Below are 535 nucleotides of genomic sequence, written 5' to 3'. Positions count from 1 at the left end.
CGCGGTGGCCCCGGCACACCCCCGTACGCCGCGCCGCGCGCCCTGGCCGGTTCCCGTACGCCGCCCTGGTGGCCGGACCACCGTCCGGCGGGCCCGCCGGGTGCCCGGCGCACCTGTGCCCGGTGGGGGCCCCGGGGCGAGGGTGGTGGCGGAGCCGGCCCGCAGGGGGACGGCGCGGGCAGGGCGCCTCGGGCGCGACGACGAAGTGGGGACAGGGATGAACGGGACGGCTGTGCACACGATGACGGCCGGGCGGCGACCGCCGACGGCCGGACCGGACCCGCGCGACCTGGTGTTCTCCGACCTCTGCGCGTCCCTCTTCGCCTCCCTGCCCCGCGCCGACCAGCGCCGGCGCGGAGAGGACTACCTGCGCGGACTGCTGGGCGCGCGGGGCCGCAAGTCCATCCGCAACATCGCGGCCCAGACCGGCGGCCCGGCGGCCGAGCAGAGCCTCCACCACTTCGTCGCCGCCTCCCCCTGGGACTGGGGCGAGGTGCGCCGGGCGCTGGCGCACCACGTGCTGTGGGCCGCGCCC

Annotated in this window: 1 protein-coding gene; it reads left to right on the top strand. The window is 79.6% G+C overall.

Annotated features, from left to right (window positions below):
- Positions 1–241: 241 nt before the first annotated feature.
- Positions 242–535 (top strand): transposase (locus JNW98_RS34960; RefSeq protein WP_223772296.1); only part of this gene is annotated, 294 nt, incomplete at its 3' end.

Source organism: Streptomyces huiliensis (genome assembly GCF_020037025.1).
Lineage (GTDB): Bacteria > Actinomycetota > Actinomycetes > Streptomycetales > Streptomycetaceae > Streptomyces > Streptomyces huiliensis.
This window is presented reverse-complemented; position numbering and strand designations above follow the sequence as displayed.